17 protein-coding genes are annotated in these 21,964 nt (G+C 65.1%); 6 read left to right on the top strand and 11 right to left on the bottom strand.

Features of this window, described 5'->3' with window-relative positions; genetic code table 11:
- Positions 1 to 23 precede the first annotated feature (23 nt).
- The 3 genes from BLW48_RS29860 to BLW48_RS29850 all read right to left on the bottom strand — a co-directional run bounded on the left by BLW48_RS29860 (position 24) and on the right by BLW48_RS29850 (position 4,092).
- Entirely contained in the window at positions 24 to 2,225 is a 2,202-nt protein-coding gene (locus BLW48_RS29860) for a YadA-like family protein (RefSeq protein ID WP_093179201.1), read from the bottom strand.
- Between the two features lie 516 nt (positions 2,226 to 2,741).
- Entirely contained in the window at positions 2,742 to 3,728 is a 987-nt protein-coding gene (locus BLW48_RS29855; RefSeq protein ID WP_093179199.1) for an ornithine cyclodeaminase family protein, read from the bottom strand.
- Between the two features lie 55 nt (positions 3,729 to 3,783).
- Positions 3,784 to 4,092 carry a hypothetical protein gene (locus BLW48_RS29850; RefSeq protein ID WP_093057434.1) on the bottom strand — a complete coding sequence of 103 codons (309 nt, stop codon included), beginning with the start codon at positions 4,090 to 4,092 and terminating at the stop codon, positions 3,784 to 3,786.
- A gap of 168 nt (positions 4,093 to 4,260) precedes the next feature.
- Between BLW48_RS29850 and secA the strand changes: the two genes are divergently transcribed.
- From secA to BLW48_RS29820, 6 genes are all read left to right on the top strand, one after another.
- Positions 4,261 to 7,047 carry a preprotein translocase subunit SecA gene (gene secA, locus BLW48_RS29845; protein ID WP_093179198.1) on the top strand — a complete coding sequence of 929 codons (2,787 nt, stop codon included), beginning with the start codon at positions 4,261 to 4,263 and terminating at the stop codon, positions 7,045 to 7,047.
- Positions 7,048 to 7,078: 31 nt separating this feature from the next.
- Positions 7,079 to 8,308 carry a bifunctional glutamate N-acetyltransferase/amino-acid acetyltransferase ArgJ gene (argJ, locus tag BLW48_RS29840; protein ID WP_093179196.1) on the top strand — a complete coding sequence of 410 codons (1,230 nt, stop codon included), beginning with the start codon at positions 7,079 to 7,081 and terminating at the stop codon, positions 8,306 to 8,308.
- 82 nt (positions 8,309 to 8,390) lie between these two features.
- Entirely contained in the window at positions 8,391 to 9,266 is an 876-nt protein-coding gene (locus BLW48_RS29835) for an ATP-binding protein (RefSeq protein ID WP_093179195.1), read from the top strand.
- A complete protein-coding gene (locus BLW48_RS29830) occupies positions 9,263 to 9,718 on the top strand; it encodes an NUDIX domain-containing protein (protein WP_093179193.1) in 456 nt (151 codons plus the stop codon). Before BLW48_RS29835 ends, BLW48_RS29830 begins: the two co-directional genes overlap by 4 nt.
- Before the next feature lie 7 nt (positions 9,719 to 9,725).
- A complete protein-coding gene (locus tag BLW48_RS29825) occupies positions 9,726 to 11,684 on the top strand; it encodes an acyltransferase family protein (RefSeq protein WP_093179192.1) in 1,959 nt (652 codons plus the stop codon).
- A 17-nt stretch (positions 11,685 to 11,701) separates the two neighbouring features.
- Positions 11,702 to 13,669, top strand: coding sequence for an acyltransferase family protein (locus tag BLW48_RS29820; protein ID WP_093179190.1), 1,968 nt, complete (start codon positions 11,702 to 11,704; stop codon positions 13,667 to 13,669).
- Between the two features lie 24 nt (positions 13,670 to 13,693).
- Here the strand turns inward: BLW48_RS29820 and BLW48_RS29815 are convergent, their stop codons facing one another.
- From BLW48_RS29815 to pilB, 8 genes are all read right to left on the bottom strand, one after another.
- Positions 13,694 to 13,906, bottom strand: a complete 213-nt coding sequence (locus tag BLW48_RS29815) for a DNA gyrase inhibitor YacG (RefSeq protein WP_007833230.1) — start codon at positions 13,904 to 13,906, stop codon at positions 13,694 to 13,696.
- A complete protein-coding gene (gene zapD / locus BLW48_RS29810; protein ID WP_093057441.1) occupies positions 13,903 to 14,658 on the bottom strand; it encodes a cell division protein ZapD in 756 nt (251 codons plus the stop codon). Before zapD ends, BLW48_RS29815 begins: the two co-directional genes overlap by 4 nt.
- Before the next feature lie 30 nt (positions 14,659 to 14,688).
- A complete protein-coding gene (locus BLW48_RS29805) occupies positions 14,689 to 15,723 on the bottom strand; it encodes an alginate O-acetyltransferase AlgX-related protein (RefSeq protein WP_093179189.1) in 1,035 nt (344 codons plus the stop codon).
- Position 15,724: 1 nt separating this feature from the next.
- Positions 15,725 to 17,218, bottom strand: a complete 1,494-nt coding sequence (locus BLW48_RS29800; RefSeq protein ID WP_093179187.1) for an MBOAT family O-acyltransferase — start codon at positions 17,216 to 17,218, stop codon at positions 15,725 to 15,727.
- A 69-nt stretch (positions 17,219 to 17,287) separates the two neighbouring features.
- Positions 17,288 to 17,896: a dephospho-CoA kinase gene (gene coaE / locus BLW48_RS29795; RefSeq protein ID WP_177142458.1), complete on the bottom strand. Its 609-nt coding sequence runs from the start codon at positions 17,894 to 17,896 to the stop codon at positions 17,288 to 17,290.
- 8 nt (positions 17,897 to 17,904) lie between these two features.
- Positions 17,905 to 18,870 (bottom strand): prepilin peptidase, encoded by a 966-nt coding sequence (locus tag BLW48_RS29790; RefSeq protein WP_093179186.1) that lies wholly within the window; start codon positions 18,868 to 18,870, stop codon positions 17,905 to 17,907.
- A complete protein-coding gene (locus BLW48_RS29785) occupies positions 18,870 to 20,099 on the bottom strand; it encodes a type II secretion system F family protein (protein WP_093179184.1) in 1,230 nt (409 codons plus the stop codon). The genes BLW48_RS29790 and BLW48_RS29785 overlap by 1 nt, the downstream gene beginning before the upstream one ends.
- Before the next feature lie 26 nt (positions 20,100 to 20,125).
- A complete protein-coding gene (gene pilB, locus BLW48_RS29780; protein ID WP_093179183.1) occupies positions 20,126 to 21,859 on the bottom strand; it encodes a type IV-A pilus assembly ATPase PilB in 1,734 nt (577 codons plus the stop codon).
- Between the last annotated feature and the right edge of the window lie 105 nt (positions 21,860 to 21,964).

Below are 21,964 nucleotides of genomic sequence, written 5' to 3'. Positions count from 1 at the left end.
CCGCAGGCTGATTCAGTGGCTTGTTACTTCCACTTCCAGCCGACGCCGGCGTTGACGCCCCACTCCTTGCCCGTGGTCGACAGGCCTGCACCCCAGGACATCTTGCCGTCGTCGGACAGTGCCTTGAAGGTCAGCGCCACCGCGCTGTAGCCCTTGTAGTTGCCAAGGCCCACGCCCACTGTTTTCTCGCCGGGAGACAGCGTTGGCAAGTAAGCGCCGGACATCGCGAAGGCCATGGCCGTGCCCGAGTAGGCAATGCGGGCCACGTCGCCGACCTGGCTCTGCACCTGATTCAGCTGCTGCACGTTGACCGCGTCGCCCGGCAGGATGCCCGGCGCCACGTTGCCGATGCGCGTGCCGCCCGGCGCCTGGCCGTTGCCCAGCGTGATCTGGTTGTAGTTGACCGAGCCGTCCGGGTTGGTCGCGTACTGCACGCTGCTGGCCTTCACGGTGGCTGCAGATGCCTTGAGCTGTGCGACGTTGGCCGCATCGCTGTCGGCCGTACCCGCGGCCACGGCCGTGATCTGGCGGTACTGGCCGTTGGCCACGTCGCCCACCGACGCTGCGGCCTGCGTGCTGGTGGTCGCCTGGATGGCCACCCGGTGCTGCGCTGCTGCGCCAGCCGGCACATAGCCGGCCACGCCCGCCGCGGTGGAGGCCACCGAGCCCGCGCCCAGCGCGACGCCGCCGCTTTGCTGCGCGATGGCGCCGAAGCCGATGACCGTGCCCTTGGAGATGTTCGGCGCCTGGCTCAGCGGCGTGCCGCCGGCGTCCGCGTTGTCACCCAGCGCCACGCCACCACCACCCGCTCGGGCATTGGCGCCGATGGCCTGCGAGCCCGTGGCCAGCGCCCCGGTGCCGATGGCGATTGCGTTCAGACCCGTGGCTTGCGCACCGCTGCCCGCTGCGAAGGAGTTGGTGCCGCTGGCCACAGACAGCGGGCCGATCGCCACCGCTTTCTGGCCGCTGGCCACCGAATCGCCAGCCGTCGAATTGGTGTGGAAGTACTTGGTGCCCTTGTCGTTGATCGTGTTGACCGTCGTGCTCAGGCTGCCGAGGTTGCCATTGGTTGTGTTCAGGCTCGTCGAGAGATTGCCCACACCGGTCGAGAGACTGCCGATGCTGCTGGTCGCAGTGCTCAACCTAGCCGAGGTGGATGTAGACAGGCTGTCGATGTTGCCGGCAACGATGCCCAGCCCTGTGGAAGTCGATGTCGACAGGCTCGCAACGGAGTCGTTCGTTGCGGTCAAACTGGTGGACAGGCTGGCCACGTTGCTGTTCGTCGTGTTCAGGCTGGTGGACAACGAAGCAGTCGCCGTCGACAGCTGGCTGACATTGACAGCGTCCGTCGGAGCACCGCCTGCGGCGACGTTGGTGAGCCTGCGTTCGCTGCCGCTGGCCCCGACAGACACTTCACCAGCCGGCGTCGCACCGGAGATCGCAGCACCCGGGGAAGGTGTGTAGCCGGCTACGCCTTGCAATGCGGCGAGCGAATCCGCCGTCTTGCTGGCCGCTCCGATGGCTACGCTGCCGTCGTATTTCGCGTCAGCCCCATTGCCAAGAGCCAAGCTGCCTTGGCCGGCAGCGGTAGCCGCCCCGCCAATCGCGATGCTGTCCGTGGCGGTCGCTTGAGCCCCTCTGATCGAGTTGCTGCCGATGGCAATGGCCCCGGCGCCTGAAGCGGTCGTTGAATTGGCCGCCGATAGAGCCGTGCTTCCGTCGCCACCGGCTCCGCCGATTGCAACCGAGTTCAGGCTTTGAGCTTGTGCGCCAAAGCCAAGCGCGGTGCTTCCGGTGCCGGAAGCATTTGCCGAGAGGCCAAGCGCGCTGGCCCACTGGCCGGCTGTGCTTGAGAACCCGAAAACGGCCGCTCCGTTTCCAACCCCTTGGGAGTAGGTTCCGAACACCGATACGGCATCCAGACCGTTGCCACTCGTATTGCAGCCAAGGATGTTGGACCATGGCCCGGTTCCATCGACCGGTTGAGCGCTTGTTCCGCTAACAGCCACCTGCCCGATGGTCGCCGTGGTTGTGGAGTTGCAGTTGGCCGGTGCGTAGGTGGATGCGCTGGCATCCGATGCCGTCATCTGCAGGCCGGCAGCCAGAATTGCTGCAACTACTGCCGACAGTCTGAAGCTGCCTTTGCCATGAGTCTTGGTGATTTCGGTGGCTGCTAGCCATGCGCCGGGCGACTCGCTCCAGATACCGCGATATAGATTATTCATAACAATTGATGAGGAAAAGGAAATCTAAAAACATGAGATCAAAGACGGATTTGCGTGCGCGCGAAATTGCGATTCGATTTGCGGCATGAATTCCGGAGAGCCCGCGCCTCGTGCTTCCAGGCGCAAGGCGTGTTGCCGTACTCCGCCAGGACCTCTCAGGCCGCGGAATGTATCGACTGACGCTCGAGTTGGACAATGACGTTTGCTGTCAATTAATGACCGCCGTCAATGGATTCAACGGCCCGCTGAGGGGCGAGCTTTTATCTCGGACTGGGAAGAATTTCGCGCTTTCCAAACGGCATTCGCGTAAGGCCGTTGTGCGCGCTCTTGTTCGTTGCCGATTAATGACAAGAATTGGCAAAAAAAGTCATTCGGCGGCGCTGAAAACGTTTTCTTCTTTGAATCGAAAAGTTCACGCTTTCAGCGCAGGAGCCCCGATGCCGTGGTGCTTCGGGAACTGCGGTGGCTCCGAACAAGCCACCTCGGCACGTTCAAGGAATTCGTGCCGGTTTCTCGCTACCAGGGCCAGGCGATGCGTGTGCCCATGCCCGCTTCAGCCGCACGCGCATGCAGCAGGCGCGCAACGGTCAGGTCCTGCAGCGCGAGGCCTGTCATGTCGAAGACGGTGATGTCGTCGGCGGCTCGTTCGACAGCCGTCTTGCCGCTCAGCAGATCGCCGAGTTCGACGCATGGCGTGTCGGGCGACCACTGCGTTTCGCCGATCTGCTGCGCCTGCGTGCGATCGTCGACGAACAGCCGCACGCGCGGCAACAGGCCTTCGGGAAGTTCGCGCTTGCCGCGGGTGTCGGCGCCTACGCAATTCAGGTGTGTGCCGGGCCGCACTGCTTCGAGGTCGAAGAGGGCGCCGCCGCCCGGGGTGGCGGTGATCACGATGTCGCTTTGGGCAACAGCGGTGTTGCGGTCGTTGGCCGGCGCGATGTCGCAGCGGCCGGTGAAGTGGGCCTCGAACGCCGCATTGCGCTGGCCGTTCGTACTTATATAAAGAACCTCGCGCAGCGATGGCACCAGGCGCAGCGCGAAGTCGAGCTGGATGCGCGCCTGCACGCCGGTGCCGAAGACGCACAGCCGCGTGCTGTCGGGCCGTGCAAGCTGCTGGAGGCCGAGCCCGCCTGCCGCGCCCGTGCGCACTGTCGTCACCGTGTTGCCGTCGATGACGCACAGCGGCCGGCCCGTCGCTGGGTCGATCAGCAGGATCGTCGCTTGATGGGGCTCGCCGCCGCGTTGCCGGTTGGCCGGCCAGAAGCCCGCGGCCTTGAAGCCGAGCAGGCCCTGGGCCTGCACGTCACCAGACTTGATGCCGAACACCCCGCCCGTGCGCAGCGGCTCTCGTACGACCGGGAAGACGCGGCCCTCGCGTTCGCTGTGCAGCACGAAGGCTTCTCGCACGGCCTGAAGAACGTCGTCGGGGGAGAGGAGGGTGTCGACCTGGTGCTTGTCGAGCAGCAGGAGTTGGGCGTCCGAAGGCGCGGGGGATGTTGTCATCTGGAAATATTATCTACTTCCAGACGAAAAATCAAAGGCAATGCAGACTGGCTGCTCAGCGGCCGGTATGCACCTTGATCCGGATCGTCGCCACGTCCCATCCCCGGTTCTTGAGCCGCGTCACCAGCATCGGCGACAGCTGGCGCAGCTTGGCGGCCGCGGCGCTGCCCTTGACCAGCAGGCACCACACGTCGCCTTCGGCCGGCCCGGCCTGCACGGCACCGCGCATGGCCGGCGGAATCAGCCCTTCCACGGCCTTGAGCCGCTCCGCGGTGTCGCGCGCGCGCGCCATCAGGCTGCCCAGGGTGGGCGCGCCTTCTGCAGCTTGCTGCAGTGAAACGGCGGGGGGAAGTCGGCGATACATGCGTAATCCAGGGGTTAGAAACAAGACAGCTAAAATGCCCGGTTTGCCGGCGTTCGCGCCGGAAAAAGGCTGCTTGCTTTCATTGAAAGCGCGCCCAACTGCTTTCACCATATCTTAGGGAATCCGGTCGAAGTGCCTGCCGTATCAGGTGCCCGCCCATCTCCACCCATGGCAACCAACTTCCTGACCCAGATTTTCGGCAGTCGCAACGACCGGCTCCTCAAGCAGTATCGCAAGACGGTGGAACGCATCAATGCGCTCGAACCCGAGTTCGAGAAGCTCAGCGACGATGCGCTGCGTGCCAAGACGCAGGAATTCAAAGAACGCGTCATCAAGGGAGAATCGCTCGACGACCTGCTGCCGGAAGCCTTCGCCACGGTGCGCGAAGGCTCCAAGCGCGTCATGAAGATGCGCCACTTCGACGTCCAGCTGCTCGGCGGCATGGCGCTGCACAACGGCAAGATCTCCGAAATGCGCACCGGCGAAGGCAAGACGCTGACCGCCACGCTGCCGGTGTACCTGAATGCGCTGTCCGGCCAGGGCGTGCACGTGGTCACGGTGAACGACTACCTGGCCAATCGCGACGCGACCTGGATGGGCCGCCTCTACAACTTCCTCGGTCTCTCGGTGGGCATCAATCTGCCGCAGATGCCGCGCGAGGAAAAGCAGGCCGCCTACCGCAGCGACATCACGTACGGCACGAACAACGAGTACGGCTTCGACTACCTGCGCGACAACATGGTCTACGAGCCCGGCGACCGGGTCCAGCGCGGCCTGAACTACGCCATCGTCGACGAAGTGGACTCGATCCTGATCGACGAGGCCCGCACCCCGCTGATCATCAGCGGCCAGGCCGAAGACCACACCGACCTCTACCTTGCCATCAACAAGGTGGTGCCGCTGCTCAAGAAGCAGGAAGGCGAAGCCGATCCGCGCACGGGCGAGGGCGTCACGGTGCCCGGCGACTTCACGGTCGACGAGAAGACGCACCAGGTGTTCCTGACAGAAGACGGCCACGAGAACGCCGAACGCATCCTGGGCGAGTTCAAGCTGCTGCCCGAGGGCGCCTCGCTCTACGACCCGGCCAACATCACGCTGATGCATCACCTGAATGCAGCGCTGCGTGCCCGCCACCTGTACCACCGCGACCAGCACTACGTGGTGCAGCAGGGCGAAGTGGTGATCGTCGACGAATTCACCGGCCGCCTGATGACGGGCCGCCGCTGGAGCGACGGCCTGCACCAGGCCGTGGAAGCCAAGGAAGGCGTGGAGATCCAGGCCGAGAACCAGACGCTGGCGTCCATCACCTTCCAGAACTACTTCCGCCTGTACGGCAAGCTCGCCGGCATGACCGGCACGGCCGACACCGAGGCCTACGAGTTCCAGGAAATCTACGGTCTCGAGACCACGATCATTCCGCCCAACCGCATCAGCAAGCGCGAAGACCAGCTCGACCGCGTCTACAAGACGACGCGCGAGAAGTACGAGGCGGCCATCCAGGACATCCGCGAGTGCTACGAGCGCGGCCAGCCGGTGCTGGTGGGCACCTCGTCCATCGAGAACTCCGAAATCATCGACGGCCTGCTGACGCAGGCGGGCCTGCCGCACCAAGTGCTGAATGCCAAGCAGCACGCACGCGAAGCCGACATCGTGGCGCAGGCCGGCCGCACGAAGATGATCACCATCGCGACCAACATGGCCGGCCGCGGCACCGACATCGTGCTGGGCGGCAACATCGAGAAGATGATCGAGGCGATCGAGAACGACGAAGGTCGCGACGAAGCCACCAAGAAGGCCGACATCGAGCACGTGCGCGCCGAATGGGCCAAGGACCACGAGTTCGTGAAGTCGCTCGGCGGCCTGCGCATCATCGCGACCGAACGCCATGAGTCGCGCCGCATTGACAACCAGCTGCGCGGCCGTTCGGGCCGCCAGGGCGACCCGGGTTCGTCGCGCTTCTACCTGAGCCTGGACGATCCGCTGATGCGTATTTTCGCGGGCGACCGCGTGAAGGCGATCATGGACCGCCTGAAGATGCCCGACGGCGAAGCCATCGAAGCCGGCATCGTCACGCGCAGCATCGAGAGCGCGCAGCGCAAGGTCGAGGCGCGCAACTTCGACATCCGCAAGCAGCTGCTCGAATACGACGACGTGTCGAACGACCAGCGCAAGGTGATTTATCAGCAGCGCAATGACATCCTCGATGCGGGCGACCTCACGGCGCAGATCGCGGCGCTGCGCGAAGGCTGCTTCACCGACCTCGTGCGCCAGTACGTGCCGAGCGAATCGGTCGAAGAGCAATGGGACCTCGACGGCCTCGAGAAGAGCCTCTTCAACGAGTGGGGCATCGACATGCCGCTCAAGAAGGAAGTCGAGGCCTCGGACGCCATCGCCGACGAAGACATCGTCGAAAAGGTGCTGAAGAACGCCAACGAGACCTTTGACGCCAAGGTCGCGCTGATCGGCCAGGAAAACTTCACCCAGTTCGAGCGCATGGTGCTGCTGCAGAGCATCGACACCCACTGGCGCGAACACCTGGCCTCGCTCGACTACCTGCGCCAGGGCATCCACCTGCGCGGCTATGCGCAGAAGCAGCCCAAGCAGGAATACAAGCGCGAAGCCTTCGAACTCTTCGGCCAGTTGCTCGACTCGGTCAAGAACGAAGTCACGCGCCAGCTGATGACGGTGCGCGTGCAGTCGGGCGAGCAGCTCGAAGAGGCCGCCGAAGCGCTCGAAAGCCGTGGCGAGAACGTCGCCAACATCACCTACAGCGCGCCGACCGAAACCGGTGAAGTCGAGGTGCGTGTCGACGAGGAAAGCCAGCGCCGCCTGGCGGCCGCCGGTCTGGGCACGCTGAGCGCCGAAGCCCTGGCCTTCGCCCGCGTCGGCCGCAACGATCCGTGCCCTTGCGGCAGTGGCAAGAAGTACAAGCAGTGCCACGGCAAGCTCAGCTGAAGTCCGCAACACATTCACCGAGAGAAACCCCATGCCCGTGAACCTGTCTGCCCCTGATCCTGCCGCCTTGTTCGCGGTGCCCGGCGTTAGCATCGGCGTGGCCGAAGCGGGCGTGCGCAAGGCCAATCGCAAGGACCTGACCGTCGTGCTGATAGACGAAGGCTCGGCGGTCGGCGGGGTGTTCACCCAGAACCGTTTCTGCGCCGCACCGGTGCAGGTCTGCCGCGACCATCTGGCCGCGAACTACGGTATCCGGGCGATGGTCATCAACACCGGCAATGCCAACGCCGGCACGGGCGAAGACGGGCTGATGCGCACGCGCTCCACCTGCATCGCGCTCGCGCGCAAGCTGGAGATCGCGCCTGAACAGATCCTGCCGTTCTCCACCGGCGTGATCATGGAGCCGCTGCCCGTGGACCGCATCGAAGCGGGCCTGCCGGCTGCGCTGGCCGATGCCGACGCGAACCACTGGGCGCGCGCGGCCGAAGGCATCATGACCACCGACACGATTCCCAAGGCCTTCAGCCAGCAGGTTCAGATCGGCGGCGTCACCGTCACCATCACCGGCATAAGCAAGGGCGCCGGCATGATCCGCCCGAACATGGCGACCATGCTGGGCTTCATGGCCACCGACGCGAAGATCGATCCGTCGCTGATCCAGCCGCTGGCCAAGCTGCTGGCCGACGCCTCGTTCAACCGCGTGACCATCGACGGCGACACCTCGACCAACGACTCGTTCGTGGTCATCGCCACGCAGAAGGCGTCGCACGCGACCATCACTTCGCTCGATTCGGCCGACGGTAAGGCGCTTGTGGCCGCGATGCAGAACGTGGCCCGCCAACTGGCGCAGGCCATCGTGCGCGACGGCGAAGGCGCGACCAAGTTCATCACCATCCAGGTCGAAGGCGGCCGCGATGCCGCCGAGTGCAAGCAGGTGGCGTATGCCGTGGCGCATTCGCCGCTGGTCAAGACGGCCTTCTACGCCAGCGACCCAAACCTGGGCCGCATCCTGGCGGCCGTCGGCTATGCGGGCATCGCCGACCTCGACCAGACCGGCATCGACCTGTTCCTCGACGACGTGCACGTCGCCGTCAAGGGCGGGCGCAACCCGTCGTACCGCGAGGAAGACGGCCAGCGCGTGATGAAGCAGAGCGAGATCACGGTGCGCATTGGCCTCGGCCGCGGCACGGCCAGCGAGACGGTGTGGACCTGCGACTTCAGCCACGAATATGTGACCATCAACGCCGACTACAGATCGTGATGACCCCCACGCTCCGCACTTCGTGTCGTCGCTGCCCCCCGAGGGGGAGCTCAACGCCCTTCGGGCGGCCGGGCGGGCGTCGATGAACGAGCAGTTCCAGAAGCTGATCGAGCGCGCCGAGCAGCTCATTTCCCGCATCGAATCGATCCTTCCGCAGCCGCTGGCCGCGCCCGCCGACTGGAACGCATCCATCGCCTGGCGCTACCGCCGCCGCAACTCGGGTCACGGTGTGCTCGAGCCAGTGAAGCACGTGGCCGCGATGGCGCTCGATTCGCTGAAGGAAATCGACGTCCAGAAGGAAAAGATCGCGCGCAACACGCAGCAGTTCGTCGAAGGCAAGCCGGCCAACAACGTGCTGCTGACGGGCGCGCGTGGCACGGGCAAGTCGTCGTTGATCCGTGCCTGCCTGCAGGCCTATGCGCCGCAGGGCCTGCGCCTGATCGAAGTGGACAAGGCCGAACTCGTCGACCTGCCCGACATCGTCGAAGTTGTGTCGCAGCGTCCCGAGAAATTCATCGTGTTCAGCGACGACCTGAGCTTCGACGAAGGCGAGCCGGGCTACAAGGCGCTGAAGTCGATCCTCGACGGGTCGATCGCGGCCTCGACGCCCAACGTGCTGATCTACGCGACCAGCAACCGGCGCCACCTGCTGCCCGAGTACATGAAGGAAAACCTCACGTACACCCACACCGACGATGGCGAAGTCCATCCCGGCGAGGTGATCGAGGAAAAGATCTCGCTGTCGGAGCGCTTCGGCCTCTGGGTGAGCTTCTATCCCTTCAGCCAGAACGAATACCTGACGATCGTGAGCCAGTGGCTCTCGTCGTTCGGCGTGGACGACGCAGCCATCGCGGCGGCGCGGCCCGAGGCGCTCGTGTGGGCGCTGGAGCGCGGTTCGCGCAGCGGCCGCGTGGCCTACCAGTTCGCGCGCGACTACGCGGGCCGGAGCGCCGCGTGAGCGAGCCTCGCAAGCACACGGAAGTCGCGGTCGGCGTGCTGATTCGCCTGTCCGACGACGCGCTGCTGCTCTCGAGCCGGCCCGAAGGCAAGGCCTACGCGGGCTTCTGGGAGTTTCCCGGCGGCAAGATCGAGGCGGGCGAGACGGTTGAAGAGGCACTGCGGCGCGAGCTGCAGGAAGAACTCGGCATCACCATCGACGGCGCCGAGGTCTGGAAGATCACGGAGCATGACTACCCGCATGCGCTGGTGCGCCTGCACTGGTGCAAGGTGACGGCCTGGAGCGGCGAGTTCGAGATGCGCGAAGGCCAGCAGATGGCCTGGCAACAGCTGCCGCTGGACGTGACGCCGGTGCTCCCGGGCGCGTTTCCGGTGCTGCAATGGCTGTCGGAAGAGCGCGGCCTGCCGTTCGTGCCGCCGCCGGTCGTCGCGCCTGTTGCGCCGGCCAACTGACTGATTGATGCATCCCAAGTACCGTCCGGACATCGATGGGCTGCGCGCGATCGCGGTCGGGTCCGTGCTGGTGTATCACGCCTTCCCAACGGCACTGATGGGCGGCTTCGTCGGGGTCGACATCTTCTTCGTGATCTCGGGCTTCCTGATCACGACCATCATTCTCCAGAGCCTCGCGGCGGGTGACTTCAGCTACCGCGACTTCTACGCACGGCGCATCCGGCGGATCTTTCCGGCGCTGATCGTGGTGCTGCTGGCGACGCTGTGCGCCGGCTGGTATCTGCTGCTGTCCGACGAGTTCGCCGAGCTCGGCAAGCAGACCGTGGGCGGCGCGGCGTTCGTCGCCAACCTGGTGTTCTGGGGCGAGTCGGGCTATTTCGACACGGCTGCCGAAACCAAGCCGCTGCTGCACCTGTGGTCCCTCGGCATCGAGGAGCAGTTCTACATTTTCTGGCCGCTGCTGCTGGGGCTCGCATGGCGCAAGCGCTGGCCGATCGTGCGCGTGGTGCTGGTGGTCGCGGTGGTCTCGTTCCTGGTGAATGTGACGACGGTGCATCCGTTGCCGGCGGCGTCGTTCTACTCGCCGGCCTCCCGTTTCTGGGAGCTGATGGTGGGCGGCATCCTGGCCTGCATGCGGCTGAAGCCGCCGACGCCGAGCGCGTGGCGCAGCCACTTGCAGTCGGTGCTGGGCGTCGGGTTGATCGTGCTCGGGCTGGTGATGATCCGCAGCAACAAGGCGTTCCCTGGCTGGTGGGCGCTGCTGCCCACGCTGGGCGCGGTGAGCTGCATCGCCGCAGGGCCGAACGGCGTGCTGAACAAGTACCTGCTGTCGAACCGGGTGATGGTGTGGCTCGGGCTCATCAGCTATCCGCTGTACCTGTGGCACTGGCCGCTGCTTGCGTACGTGCGCATCGTGGAGGCCGACCCGCTGCATCCGTCGCCGGTCTACCGCGCCGGCGCGATGGTGGCCAGCGTGCTGCTCGCGTGGGCCACGTACCGCTTTGTCGAGCGCTATGCGAGAAATCGCCCCGGCGCGGGCACGCTCAAGGCACTGGGCGCGGGGATGGTGCTGCTGGCCGCTGCAGGCACGGCGATCTTCTTCGGCGTGCCCGAGCCGCGCAACAACAGCGCCCAACTGCAGATCGTCGCCAACGCCGGACTGGATGCCGACTACTACCAGGGCTTCAAGCTCGACATGATCGGCGACCAGCTGGTCTACAAGGTTGGCGGTGGGCCCAAGCGGGTGCTGTTCCTGGGCGACAGCCACGTGCAGCAGTACGCGCCGCGCGTGATGGAACTGGCCCGCACGCTGTCAATGGAAGACAAGTCGGCCTGGTTCGTGACCCAGGGCGCGTGTCCGGCGGTGCCGGGGGTCTTCGCGGACAAGAACATCGGATGCGCCGAGCGGCGCACTGCGTTGCTGGCCTATGCGCTGAGCCCCGAGGTCGATTCAGTCGTCATCGGCGGTTGCTGGAATTGCTACTTCGTCGGCCACGGTGCCCTGGAGTACTACTACCGCGGTGCAGACAACGTGGTCCACCCGTTTCAGGGGGGCGACGGCATCGAGCGCTCGCTGGCTTCGCTGGAGGTCACGCTGCGCGAACTGGCGCGGCACAAGAAGGTCTTTCTGCTGCTCGACAACCCCGGTGGCCCGGAGTTCACGCCGAAGCGCCTGATCGAGGGCAGCCGCCTGACGCACATGGAGGCTTCGGTCTCGACGCCGACGACGCCGCTGCCGGCCGACCAGAAGCAGCTCAATGACCGGTTGCGCGCGATCGCGCAGGCAAGCGGAGCCGAGGCCATCGATGCGATGGCGGCGCTGTGCAAGGACGACCAGTGCATCCGCACGATGCCCGACGGTTCGCCCGCCTACAAGGACGCCGACCACCTGCGCCCGCGCTACACCCGGGAAGAGGCGAGCTACTTCGACCGCACGGTGCGCGCCGTGCAACAGCTGTCGCGCTGAGCGAGGCTGAGCGAACGATGCATCCCAAGTACCGCCCGGACATCGACGGCCTGCGCGCCATTGCGGTGGGCTCGGTGCTGGCGTATCACGCCTTTCCGAGCCTGCTGCCGGGCGGCTTCATCGGGGTCGACATCTTCTTCGTGATCTCGGGCTTCCTGATCACGACCATTCTTCTGCAGAGCCTGGCGGCGGGCGATTTCAGCTACCGCGACTTTTATGCGCGGCGCATCCGGCGCATCTTTCCGGCGCTGGTGCTCGTGCTGCTCGCGACGCTGGCCTTCGGCTGGTACGTGCTGCTGCCGGGCGAGTTCTCGCAGCTCGGCAAGCAGACCACGGGTGGGGCCGCCTTCTTTGCCAACCTCGTCTTCCTGGGCGAAGCCGGGTACTTCGACGCCACGGCAGAGACCAAGCCGCTGCTGCACCTGTGGTCGCTGGGGATCGAGGAGCAGTTCTACATCTTCTGGCCGCTGATGCTCGGGCTGGCCTGGCGCAAGCGCTGGCCCATCTTGCGCGTGACGCTGGTGGTGGCCGCGATCTCGTTCCTGGTCAATGTGCTGACGGTGCAGCCGCATCGCGCAGCGGCGTTCTATTCGCCGCTGTCTCGCGCCTGGGAACTGATGGCCGGCGGGTTGCTGGCGGCGATGCGGCTGCAGGCTGCCAGCGGTTCGACCCAGCCGCGTGCGTGGACGAAGCATGTGCAGTCCGTCGTCGGCGTGGGCCTGCTCGTGCTCGGCCTCTTCATGACGCGCAGCACGAAGGCGTTTCCGGGCTGGTGGGCGCTGCTGCCGGTGCTGGGGGCGGTGAGCTGCATCGCGGCCGGGCCGAACGGCGTGCTCAACCGGTATCTGCTGTCGAACCGCGTCATGGTGTGGATCGGCTTGATCAGCTACCCGCTCTACCTCTGGCACTGGCCGCTGCTTTCGTATGCGCGCATCGTGGTGGGCGGAGAGCCTTCGCTGCAGGTGCGCATCGCGCTGGTGGTGGCATCGGTCGTGCTGGCCTGGGCCACGTATCGTTTCCTCGAGCGCTTCGTCAAGCTTCATCTCTCGCAGACGATGCTGCGCGGGTTGGCGGGCAGCGGCGCTGCGCTGGCGCTGGCCGGGGTGCTGGTTTTCCTGGGCACGCCGCCGCCGCGCAACGACAGCCAGGCCCTGCAGGCCGTGGCGGATGCGACGCGTGAAGACAACTACTACAACGGCTTCGAAGAGGCTGCGCTGGGCGGGCAGTTCGTCTACCGCACCGGCAGCGGCAAGCACAACGTGCTGCTGATCGGCGACAGCCACGTCGAGCAATACGCGCCGCGCGCGCTCGAAATGGTGCGCACGCAGCCTGGCAAGGCCCGCACGGTGTACTTCGCGACCAAGGGCTCGTGCCCGCCAGTGCCGGGCCTGTTCAGCGGCGCCGACACGGCGTGCGAAGAGCGGCGCGCGGCAGTGCTCGACCTGGCGCTCAAGCCGGAGATCGATTCGGTCGTGCTTGGGGCGTGCTGGAGCTGCTACTTCACGGGGGCCGGGCCCACGGTGAACTACTTCGTCGACGACAAGAAGGCCGTGCACCCGTTCCTCGGCGGGGACGGCGTCGACCTGTCGCTGAAGTCGCTGGGCGAGACGCTGAAGCGCCTGTCGGCGCACAAGACGGTCTATCTGGTGCTCGGCAATCCGGTCGGCATGGATTTCGATCCGCTCAAGCAGATCCAAGGTAGCCGGCTGGGTGGCATGACGGCGGCCACCGGGCAGCTCAAGGCGCCGATGCCGCAAGACCAGGCGCAGTTCAATGCGCGGCTGAAGCAGGTGGCCGAGGCCAATGGCGCGAAGGTCATCGAGCCGTTTGCCAGCCTGTGTGCCGATGGCCTGTGCATTCGCAGCATGCCGGACGACGGTTCGCCGGCCTACAAGGACATCGGGCACTTGCGGCCCCGGTACGCGCGCAGCTTCGCGACCTACATCGACCCTGCCTTGCTCGACGAAGACGCGGGCGGCAAGTAGCCAGCCCCGCGGCTGCCCGGCTGCTTACTGAATCTTGGGGTCGCCGAAAGGCTCGTCGTCAGGCGGCGCTTCGGCCGGCATGCGGAATTCTTCGCTGGCCCAGGCACCCAGGTCGACACCCTTGCAGCGCGCGCTGCAGAAGGGCCTGTAGGCGTTGCTCGGCGCGTAGATGCTGTCGCCGCCGCACGTGGGGCAGCGGACGATCCGTTCGCCCTTGCTGTTCAACCGCGTCGTCATGCGCAGAGGGTCAGCTCGAAAGGCGCGTCGTCCGAGCTTTGGTGGAGGCGGTCGTCCGCGTCATGGCGCATCAGGCGCACCGAGACCATGAGGCGGTTGCCGCTGATTTCAGGGATCAAGCCGAGCTTGGGGTCGATGCGCAGGCGCAGCAGCTGGAAGCTGCGGCCTTGCGGCAGGTTCTGCTGGAACTGGCCGTTGGTGGCGATCACCTTGTAGGGCACGTCGGCATCGCGCAGCAGCTTGAGCAGCAGGTAGATCGACGAGGCCAGCGGCGAGAGGGTGTTCGACCAGCGTTCGAGATCGGCGCGGCGGCTGGCGGCGGGGCGGTGCTGCCAGGCGTAGTAGGCGGGCAGGTCGAACTCGCAGGTGCCGCCCGGAATGCCGGCGCGGCTGCGGATGCTCATGAGCCACTCGTTCTCCGTCAGCGCCTGCCCGGCCTTGCCGGCCACGCTGTTGAGGGTGGCGAAGTTGCCTTCGAGCTGGCCGACGACCTGGTCGAGCACGGCCTCGGCAATGGCCGGATTGCCCCGGTAGCTGTTGAAGACGTTCTTGTGCTTGTCCAGGTCGCGCAGCACGTCGGCCTTGAGGTCGGCGCGCGCGGCGACGTCCATGATCTCGAAGATCGTGACAAGGGCGTAGTGGTGGGACAGAGGCGATTCGGCGGGCACCAACTCACCGAGGCGGCGAAACAGGTGCTCCAGCCGCAGGTACGTGCGGATGCGCTCGTTGAAGGGGTACTCGTAGAGGATCACGCGTATCGTTTTTTCACGTCGGGTTCGAGCTCATTGTGATTTGGCAACCGGGGTGGGCATCACCTGGCGCACAGCCTCCAGCATACGCTGCCCGAAAAGAATGTAACCCCGGGTCGAGACGTGGGTCTCGTTGGCGGGGAAAAGATCCATCATCTTGAAGCGGTTCTCTTCTGCCAGCGCGAACAGGTCCGGTCCGATATTTTGCGGGTTGAATTCGGCCCGGAACGCATCGGCATGGTTTTGTTGCAAATACACGGTGCTCTTGTTGGGGACCACCATCCACACCACCTTGTAAGGCGCAGCGGTGCTTTCGAAGCGCTTCATGAACTGCGCGGACTCGGCCGTCAGCGCCGCGTTGACGCGGTCTTCGGCGGTCATGAGCAGCTTGTCGCAGGCGCGGTGGCTGAACTGCTTGCAGCCGTCGGGCACTGCGCGAGCGTCGATCAGCGGGCCCCAGCGATCGGGCGTGTTGGTCCAGCTGTCGGAGGCCATGATGGCCTTCGTGTTTTGGTATGTGAACCAGCCGCTGAGCAACTGGGCATCCCAGTTGAGCTGGAAGCCGGGGGCGGGCTTGGCCGGGTTCTCGAAGGGCGGCGGCGTGGGCTTGAAGGCGTGCTTCATCGTCTTGCAGCTCTCGGACTTCTCGATACGGTCCTGCAGCAGGCGCTCGATGCTCTCGACGATGACCACTTTGCCCTTGAAGCCGGATTTATCGAGCCAACCAGAGAAGTCGTCGCACAGGGTGCCGCCGAGGTTGTCCCAGTGCGTCGTGGTGACCTTGTAGCCGGCGCCCACGAGCGCCGATTGCCAGGCGTAGCGCACGGAGAAGCTGTCGCCGATCACCAGGATGTCGGACTCCTGGATTGGCCACGTCTTGATGTCCGCATCGGGGATAGGTGGTGGCGGCACGTGCCAGCCGAACTCGCGTTCCGAGATGCGTCCGATGCGGGTCAGGTCGCCGTAGGGAATGGGGGTGAAGAGGCTGGCGACCAGCAGCGCGCAGCACACCAGATAGCCCGCTGCAAAGATGCGTAGCCAGGTCCTGGCCGATTTCGTGTCTTCCATGTCAGAACTGGAAATAGAGGAACGGGCTGTAGTTGCCGAACTTCGACACGCACAGGCCAAAAAGATAGATGCAGCCCAGGCCCGTGACCCAGGTGGCCAGGCGCTGGAGGCGGGGGCGGCCGGCCAGCCCCGCGACGTTCGGGATCCAGCGATCGAGCGTGATGGTGGGCGGCAGCGCCAGGCAGATCACCAGGCCGATGAGGATGGTCTGGAAGAACTCGGGCTTGCGGAACGGCACGCGGAACTCGCTGAAGGCCGACACGGGAGCGCCGTGCATGCCCAGCATGCCCTTGTAGATCTCGACGGCGGCCGTCATGCTGTCGGCCCGGAACACCACCCAGGCAATCATCACGCACAGGAATGTGATGAACCAGCCGACCGCGCGGCCGTACCACGTGGTCTTCGTGTTGCCGCGGCGCACCTTGGCGTTCCAGAAGTGGTTGACCATCAGGTAGGCGCCGTGCAGTGCGCCCCAGATGACGAAGGTCCAGGCGGCGCCGTGCCACAGGCCGCCCAGCAGCATCGTCAGGAAAAGGTTGATGTAGCGCCGGGCCGGCCCCTTGCGGTTGCCTCCGAGCGGCACGTAGAGGTAGTCGCGCAGGAAAGTCGACAGCGAAATATGCCAGCGGCGCCAGAACTCGATCATGTTGGTCGACTTGTAAGGCGACCTGAAATTGAGCGGCAGCTGCACGCCCACGCACAGAGACAGGCCGACCGCCATGTCCGAGTAGCCGGAGAAGTCGAAGTAGATCTGCAGCGTGTAAGCCAGCACCCCGAACCAGGCCGTGTACAGCGAGGGCAGCACGCCTTCGTGCACGCCCTTGAACATCATGTCGGCGTACTGCCCCAGCGGGTCGGCGATCAGCATCTTCTTGGCCAGGCCGAAGACGAAGATGCCCAGTCCGAGCGCCATGTTGTTGGCGTTGAACCGGTAGGTGGCCGGGTTGTTGAACTGCGGCATCATCTGCGCGTGATGCAGCACCGGGCCCGCGATCAGGTGCGGGAAGTAGGTGACGAACAGCGCGTAGTGCACGAAGCTGCGCTCCCGCACCTTGCCCTGCCAGCAGTCGACCAGGAAGGCGATCTGCGTGAAGGTGTAGAACGAGATGCCGATCGGCAGCACGATGTGCACCAGATCGATCTGCGCGAAGCCCGCGGCGGCCAGGCCGGCATCGATGTTTTCCAGGAAGAAGTTGGCGTACTTGAAGACGGCCAGCACCCCGAGGTTGACCACCAGCGCGATGATCAGCAGGGCCTTGCGGTGCTTGTCTTCCCGGCCGGGCGAGGGCGTGAGCCGCAATCCGAACCAGTAGTTGATGCAGATCGACCCCAGCAGCAAGGGCAGTGCCTTGACGCTCCACCACCCGTAGAAGAAGAGCGAGGCCAGTGCCAGGAAACCCGCCGCCGACCGGGGGCTGCGCGCACCGATCAGGAAGAAGCCGATCAGGACCAGCGGGAAGAAAACAAAGATGAAAGGGTACGAATTGAAAAGCATCGTGAGGGGCGCTGAGGCGTGCGCCGTTTGACGTGATCGTCGTGTAGCCGTCGCGGCGTCAACCCCAAATTATCGCGTGCCCGGCCGAACCCACCGTTCCCAGAGACCCCGTACCTGCTGAGCGAGTTCCTCGAGCGTCAGCGACTCGTTGAAAATGACGGCGTCGGCGGCCGCCCGGCGCGCCTGGCGCGTGGCCTGCTGGGCGATCACCGCCTTGACCGCTTCCGGCGCCCAACCAGAGCGTGCGACGACGCGCTTGAGCTGCGTTTCCTCGGTGGCGTCGACCACCAGCACCCTGTCGACGATGGCGCGCCAGCGGCCGGATTCGACGAGCAGGGGAACATCGAACACGACGACCGCATCCTCGCCCGCTGCTGCGGCCTGGCTCTGGGTTTCGGCGCCGATCAAGGGGTGGAGGATGGATTCGAGGCGAGCCTTGGCTCCCGCATCCGCGAACACGATCTGTCGCATGGCGGCCCTGTCCAGGCCTCCGTCCGGGGCGATGACCCTGGGGCCGAAGGCGGCCTCGAGGGCCGGCATGGCGATGCCGCCTGGGAGTGCGATGGCGCGCGCGATGGCGTCGGTGTCCACCAGTACCGCCCCCTGGGCCACCAGCAGCCCGGCGACGGTGCTCTTGCCGCTGCCGATGCCGCCCGTCAGACCGATGCGCCGCACCATGCGGTGTGTCAATGGATCAGTGCGCCAAGGGGGAAGGCGAACGGAATCCATTGCCTCACGACTTCCGGGCCCGCCACCAGGCAGACGAGGCCCGCTCCGGCCAGGAAGGGGCCGAAGGCGATGGGGATGTCCCTGTGCGCCAGCTTGCCGGCGATGCGCAGCGTCACGCCGATCACCGCGCCCACCAGCGAGGAGACGAGGATGATCGCGATGAGGTAGTCGGCGCCGAGCCAGGCGCCCAGCGCGGCGAGCAGTTTGAAGTCTCCATAGCCCATGCCTTCCTTGCCCGTAACCAGGCGAAAGCCATGGTACACAAGCCAGAGGCTCAGGTAGCCGAACACGGCGCCCCAGACCGCCGAGCTCAGTGGCACGCCGGTCCAGCCCATGGCCGCGCCGATCAGGCCAAGCCAGAGCAGGGGGTAGTTGAGCGAGTCAGGCAGGAACTGGGTGTCGAAATCGATCAGGAACTGGCAGATCAGCAGGGCGCCGAATGCGGCCCACAGCGCTCCGGCCGGCGTGATGCCAAAACGCCAGGCGCAGAGGGCGAACAGGGCGCCCGTGACCAGCTCGACCAGCGGGTAGCGCGGGCTGATCGGGGTCTTGCACGACGAACAGCGCCCGCGCAGCACGACATAGCTCAGCACGGGGATGTTCTCGTACCAGCGAATCTTGTGCCCGCACGTTCCGCAGCGCGACGCTGGACGGGTCAGGTCGAAAGGAGGCTGTGCCTCGATGACGGCGGCCGCCTTGTCGGCTGCCGCTTCCAGCTCCGCAGGGGGCGCGACCTTCGGACCGAAGGCCAGCGACCACAGCGAGGGCGCGTCCTTCGACGGCATGAGATTGGCGACCGCGTCGGCGAGCCAGTCGCGGTACATCATCACCGGCGTGCGGTAGATGACGACATTCATGAAACTGCCGATCAATAGCCCCAGCACACCGGCGAAAGCGGTGTCGAACTCCCGCGAAACAAGCATCAAACGACCTGGCCGAGCTTGAAGATGGGCAGGTACATCGACACCACGATGCCGCCGATGATGGTGCCCAGAAACACGATGATGATGGGTTCCATCAGGCTGGAGAGGCCCGCGACCATGTCGTCCACTTCGGATTCGTAGAAGTCGGCGGCCTTGCCCAGCATGTGGTCGATGGAGCCGGATTCCTCGCCGATGGCGGTCATCTGGATCACCATGGACGGGAACAGGTTGGCGTTGGTCATGGCCGTGGTGAGGCTGGTGCCCGTGGAGACCTCCTGCTGGATCTTCGTCGTGGCGTCGCCGTAGACGGTATTGCCAGAGGCCCCGCCCACCGAGTCGAGGGCTTCGACCAGCGGCACGCCAGCGGCGAACATGGTTGCCAGCGTACGGGTCCAGCGCGCCACGCAGGATTTTTCGATCAGCGTGCCGAAAATCGGCACCTTCAGCAGTGCCCGGTCCATGACTCTTTGAAAGCGCTCATTGCGCTTCCAGGCCTGCATGAAGAAGTAAAGCCCGCCGCCGATGCCGCCGAAGATCAGCCACCAGTACGAGACGAAGAACTCGCTCATCGCCATCACGAACAGCGTTGGTGCAGGCAGATCGGCCCCGAACGAAGTAAACACCTGCTTGAATGCCGGAATCACGAAGATCATGATGATGGCCACCACCACGAATGCCACGACAACCACGGAAGTGGGGTACATCAGGGCCGACTTGATCTTGGACTTGATCGCCTCGGTCTTTTCCATGTAGGTGGCCAACCGGTCCAGCAGTTCTTCGAGAATACCGGCTGCTTCGCCGGCCTCCACCAGGTTGCAGTAGAGGTTGTCGAAGTACTTCGGGAACTTGCGGAAGGCGGCCGACAGCGAGGTACCGGTTTCCACATCGCTGCGGATGTCGTTGAGCAGCTTGGCCACGCTCGCGTTCGCATTGCCGCGCCCGACGATGTCGAAGGACTGCATCAAGGGCACGCCGGCCTTCATCATGGTCGCCAGCTGGCGCGTGAAGATGGCGATGTCCTTGGGCTTGATCGCCTTGCCGGAGCGCATGCGGCGCTTCTTGATCTTGGACGCGAGCACGCCCTGGCGACGCAGTGCGGCCTGCACCTGGTTTTCACCGGCGGCGCGAAGTTCGCCGCGCACCATCTTGCCGTTGCGATCTTTGCCTTCCCATTCGAAGACAAACTCCTTGAGCCCATCACGTGAGCGGGTGGATGCCACTGTTGCCATTCGATCTCCGGTTTTCAGTGTGTTCGTTATTCGTTGGTGCAGGCCACGACTTCTTCCAGAGAAGTGAGACCTTGCATCACTTTGCGCAGACCCGACTGGCGCAGCGAGCGTACGCCCTCTGCCTCGGACTGCTGTGCGATGTCGAGCGCGCTGCCGTCCCGCAGGATGATTTCCTGGATGGCCTCGGTGATCGGCATCACCTGGTAGATGCCCACGCGGCCCTTGTAGCCGCCGCTGCAAGCGGAGCAGCCGACGGGGCGGTAGGGCTTCCAGGTGCCGTCCAGATCTTCCTCCCTGAACCCTGCGTCGAGTAGCGCTTCGCGCGGGACGTCGGCCGGCACGCGGCAGACGGTACACAGCCGCCGCGCGAGGCGCTGTGCCGTGATCAGGATCACGCTGGATGCGATGTTGAACGGCGCGATGCCCATGTTGCGCATCCGCGTGAGCGTGGTCGGCGCGTCATTGGTGTGCAGCGTGGAGAGCACCAGGTGGCCCGTTTGCGCGGCCTTGATCGAGATGTCGGCGGTTTCGAGGTCGCGGATTTCGCCGACCATGATGATGTCGGGATCCTGGCGCAGGAAGGCGCGCAACGCGGCCGCGAAGGTCAGGCCGGCCCGTTCGTTGACGTTGACCTGGTTGACGCCGGGCAGGTTGATTTCCGACGGGTCTTCCGCCGTCGCGATATTGACGCCCGGCTGGTTCAGCAGGTTCAGGCAGGTGTAGAGCGACACCGTCTTGCCCGAGCCCGTGGGGCCGGTGACGAGCACCATCCCGTAGGGGCGGCCGATGGCATGCAGGAGCCGCGCCTTTTCATCCGCGTCGTAGCCCAGGGCATCGATGCCCAGACGCGCGCTGCTCGGGTCGAGAATACGAACGACGATCTTCTCGCCGAACAGCGTGGGCAGCGTGCTCACGCGAAAGTCGATCACGCGGTCGGGCCCGATCTTGAGCTTCATGCGGCCGTCCTGCGGCACGCGCTTCTCGGAGATGTCGAGCCGGGAAATGACCTTGATGCGCGATGCCAGCTTGTCCTTGATGACTGTGGGCGGGCTGGCGATCTCGCGCAGTTCGCCGTCGACCCGAAAGCGCACGCGGTAGTGGTGCTCGTAGGGCTCGAAGTGAATGTCCGAGGCCCGCATGCCGACGGCGTCGAGCAGCATCTTGTGAAGGAAGCGCACGACCGGTGCGTCCTCGACTTCGGCGATCGCCTGCTCGTTGCTGTCGCCTGAGGTGTCGGCCGAGACATCGTCGAACTCGAACTCGCTGCCTACGATGCTGTTGATGGTCTCCGCTGCCGTCACTGCAGCCGCTTCGATCATTCGGGACAGCTTGTCGTATTCCGCGATGACCCAGTCGACACCCATCTGGGAGGCGAACTTGATCTTCTCCGCCGCCTGCTGGTCCGAGGGGTCGGCTGTTGCAACAATCAGACGGTTGTTGCGTTTGCTGAGGACAACGATGCGGTACGCGTGACACAGCTTTGCGTCGAGCAGATCCTTCGGCAGGCGCTGGGGATCGATGGCGTCGAGATCGAGCAGCGGCGCGCCGAAGGCGGTGGAAAGGGTGTGGGCGAGATCGGCGGCCGAGACGGCGCCGGAGCCGGTCAGCTCCGCGATGAAGCTGGTGCGACCACTCAGGGACTTCTGATAGATGTCTTCGGCGGCCCTGGCAGGAAGCTTGCCGGCCGACACCAGGGCGCGCGCGAGCCCGGGGAGGGCAATCTGCGAGGATTCTTTAACTGGAAGTTCGGCAGCGGCCATTCAGCGAATGAAAAAGATGTGAAAAAGTGCTTCACGATCATCGCTGAACAGCCCAGTGCTGTAAATCGCTACACAGCAACAGGCATGGCCATTTATTTATGCCAG

Origin of the sequence: Variovorax sp. YR266 (assembly GCF_900107295.1) — a bacterium.
GTDB lineage: Bacteria > Pseudomonadota > Gammaproteobacteria > Burkholderiales > Burkholderiaceae_C > Variovorax.
This window is presented reverse-complemented; position numbering and strand designations above follow the sequence as displayed.

Bases quoted from the DNA above. Each gene is read 5' to 3' on its own strand.
- BLW48_RS29860 (WP_093179201.1), bottom strand. From the start codon at position 2,225: ATGAATAATCTATATCGCGGTATCTGGAGCGAGTCGCCCGGCGCATGG.
- BLW48_RS29855 (WP_093179199.1), bottom strand. From the start codon at position 3,728: ATGACAACATCCCCCGCGCCTTCGGACGCCCAACTCCTGCTGCTCGAC.
- BLW48_RS29850 (WP_093057434.1), bottom strand. From the start codon at position 4,092: ATGTATCGCCGACTTCCCCCCGCCGTTTCACTGCAGCAAGCTGCAGAA.
- secA (WP_093179198.1), top strand. From the start codon at position 4,261: ATGGCAACCAACTTCCTGACCCAGATTTTCGGCAGTCGCAACGACCGG.
- argJ (WP_093179196.1), top strand. From the start codon at position 7,079: ATGCCCGTGAACCTGTCTGCCCCTGATCCTGCCGCCTTGTTCGCGGTG.
- BLW48_RS29835 (WP_093179195.1), top strand. From the start codon at position 8,391: ATGAACGAGCAGTTCCAGAAGCTGATCGAGCGCGCCGAGCAGCTCATT.
- BLW48_RS29825 (WP_093179192.1), top strand. From the start codon at position 9,726: ATGCATCCCAAGTACCGTCCGGACATCGATGGGCTGCGCGCGATCGCG.
- BLW48_RS29820 (WP_093179190.1), top strand. From the start codon at position 11,702: ATGCATCCCAAGTACCGCCCGGACATCGACGGCCTGCGCGCCATTGCG.
- BLW48_RS29815 (WP_007833230.1), bottom strand. From the start codon at position 13,906: ATGACGACGCGGTTGAACAGCAAGGGCGAACGGATCGTCCGCTGCCCC.
- BLW48_RS29805 (WP_093179189.1), bottom strand. From the start codon at position 15,723: ATGGAAGACACGAAATCGGCCAGGACCTGGCTACGCATCTTTGCAGCG.
- BLW48_RS29800 (WP_093179187.1), bottom strand. From the start codon at position 17,218: ATGCTTTTCAATTCGTACCCTTTCATCTTTGTTTTCTTCCCGCTGGTC.
- coaE (WP_177142458.1), bottom strand. From the start codon at position 17,896: ATGGTGCGGCGCATCGGTCTGACGGGCGGCATCGGCAGCGGCAAGAGC.
- BLW48_RS29790 (WP_093179186.1), bottom strand. From the start codon at position 18,870: ATGCTTGTTTCGCGGGAGTTCGACACCGCTTTCGCCGGTGTGCTGGGG.
- BLW48_RS29785 (WP_093179184.1), bottom strand. From the start codon at position 20,099: ATGGCAACAGTGGCATCCACCCGCTCACGTGATGGGCTCAAGGAGTTT.
- pilB (WP_093179183.1), bottom strand. From the start codon at position 21,859: ATGGCCGCTGCCGAACTTCCAGTTAAAGAATCCTCGCAGATTGCCCTC.